The organism is Albidovulum sp. (assembly GCF_049646345.1).
In the GTDB taxonomy this organism is placed as follows: Bacteria; Pseudomonadota; Alphaproteobacteria; order Rhodobacterales; family Rhodobacteraceae; genus Albidovulum.
In genome coordinates this window covers 1-2,219 of the sequence record NZ_JBARVQ010000471.1, presented here as the reverse complement: position 1 = coordinate 2,219, position 2,219 = coordinate 1, and the positions used below count along the sequence as shown (strand labels likewise).

The 2,219-nt window shown below is 60.5% G+C and carries 2 protein-coding genes; one reads left to right on the top strand and one right to left on the bottom strand.

The window, feature by feature from the left end:
• On the bottom strand, positions 1-661 hold a 661-nt coding region (locus WBB85_RS11835; RefSeq protein WP_432638815.1), incomplete at its 3' end, for an ABC transporter permease.
• Positions 662-854: 193 nt separating this feature from the next.
• Between WBB85_RS11835 and WBB85_RS11830 the strand changes: the two genes are divergently transcribed.
• The coding region (locus WBB85_RS11830; RefSeq protein ID WP_432638814.1) for a long-chain-fatty-acid--CoA ligase at positions 855-2,219 on the top strand (1,365 nt) is incomplete at its 3' end.

The following is a 2,219-nucleotide window of genomic DNA, read 5'->3' as shown; positions in this document are numbered from 1 at the left end:
GTCCCTTGAGTGCGGCCATTTCCAGGTAGGCAGATGTAAAAATGTTGATCACCGAAGAGCGTGTCATCCGCATCATATGTGCCAGAACCGCAAAGCTGAGCGTGGCAACTGGCAGGGCAAGTGCGCGGAAATTCTGCCAGAAATCGAAATAGGGCCGGGTATTGGCAGAGGCAGACAACCATTGCAGTTCAACTGCAAAAACCTTCATCAGGATAAGGCCGATAAAGAATTCGGGCACCGCGATCAGCGCGAGCGTGGTCATGGCCAGCGTCTTGTCGACGCGGCCACCGGCGCGCATCGCCGACCACAGGCCAAGCGCCAGCGATAGCGGAACCGAGATTGCCGCCGCCAACAGCGCCAGCCGCAGCGTGTTCCATATTCGGCTTTCGATCATGTCGGCGACCGGCCGCTTGGTGGCAAGCGATGTACCCAAGTCGCCCTGCACCATCCCGCCTAGCCAATCGAAATAACGCACGATGGCCGGGCGGTTCAGGCCCATCTCCTCGCGCAGGGTTGCCAGTGCTTCTTCCGTGCGGCTTTGGCCCAGGATCGCCTCGGCCACGTCGCCGGGAAGGATCTCTGTCGCGCCGAAAATGATGATGGATGCCAAGAGCAAGGTCAGCAAACCCTGCGCCAGGCGCGTCAGTATGATGCGATGCACCTCGTTCCTCCCTCAAGGCTTATCGCAGTTTCAGGGCAAGCGCCGTTTTCGGCAAACAACCATAGAAGACATGATGGGTGTGTTTTCGTTATGGGTCGGGCATGGGTTTGCCTGGATCAGGGCAAAGCCCGGTTTTTTGTTGTTTGCGCGATGCCGACTTGAGGCGGCACAAGTTTCGAAACCGGAGAAGCCCATGACCGCCTATGTCTACCCCTTGTTGATCAAGCAGATCCTGACCGCGCCACTTTCTCATGCGCCAGGGCAGGAAATCATTCACGCCGACATGATGCGGTATGACTACCGGACCTTTGCCAAACGCATTGGACGTGCCGCCGGGGCCTTGCGCGCCCTTGGCGCCGGCGAGGGCAGCGTCGTCGCGGTGCTGGATTGGGACAGCCATCGTTATCTTGAGTGTTTCTTTGCCGTGCCTATGATCGGCGCCACCTTGCACACGGTAAACATCCGCCTGTCGCCGGAACAGATCCTCTACACCATCAACCATGCCGAGGATGACCTGATCCTGTGTCATGTCGATTTCCTGCCGATGCTCATGGGGATCGCCGACCGGATTGAACGTCCCTGGCGTCTGGTGGTGATGAGCGATGACGGCCAGACACCCCCGGATGTGAAAGCCGAGGGTGAGTATGAGGCGCTTCTGGACGCCGCCACGCCGGTCAGCGACTTTCCAGACTTCGACGAGAATATTCGCGCGACGCTGTTTTACACAACCGGCACGACGGGCGATCCCAAGGGGGTCAGCTATTCGCAGCGCCAATTGGTGTTGCATACGCTTGCCGTGGCGGCGGGCCTTGGTCCGATCCCGGGTGGCGGGCTGAACCGTGGCGATGTCTACATGCCAATCACGCCGCTTTTCCATGTTCACGGTTGGGGCATCCCTTATGTCGCGACGATGATGGGGCTGAAGCAGGTTTATCCGGGACGCTATGAACCCGCGCGCCTTCTGGGATTTTTTGCCGAACATGGCGTGACCTTCTCGCATTGTGTGCCGACGATCCTTGCGATGCTGCTGAACGCACCAGAGGCGGCGGCGACGGACCTCAGTCGCTGGAAGGTCATCATCGGCGGCTCGGCCCTGCCCGAAGGACTAGCGCGGCAGGCGCTGGCACGGGGTGTCGACGTTCACGCGGCTTACGGCATGTCAGAGACCTGTCCCTTCCTGACCGTGGCTGACATGATGGCGACGCGGGACCCCGAGGTCCCGATAGAGGTGCGGACGGCGACGGGCAAACCCGCGCCTATGGTCCAGATCCGGGTCGTCGACCCAGAGATGAACGATGTGCCACGCGACGGAAAATCTACTGGAGAGATTGTCGCCCGTGCGCCCTGGCTGACGCAGTCCTATCTGAAGAATGACGAAGGCACGCGGGCGCTCTGGCACGGCGGCTGGCTGCACACCGGTGATGTGGGGCTGTTCGATCAGGGCGGAACCTTGCGGATCACCGACCGCTTGAAGGATGTGATCAAGACCGGCGGGGAATGGGTTTCCTCGCTGGAGCTGGAAAACCTTGCCAGCAGGGTCGAAGGCGTTGCCGAGGCC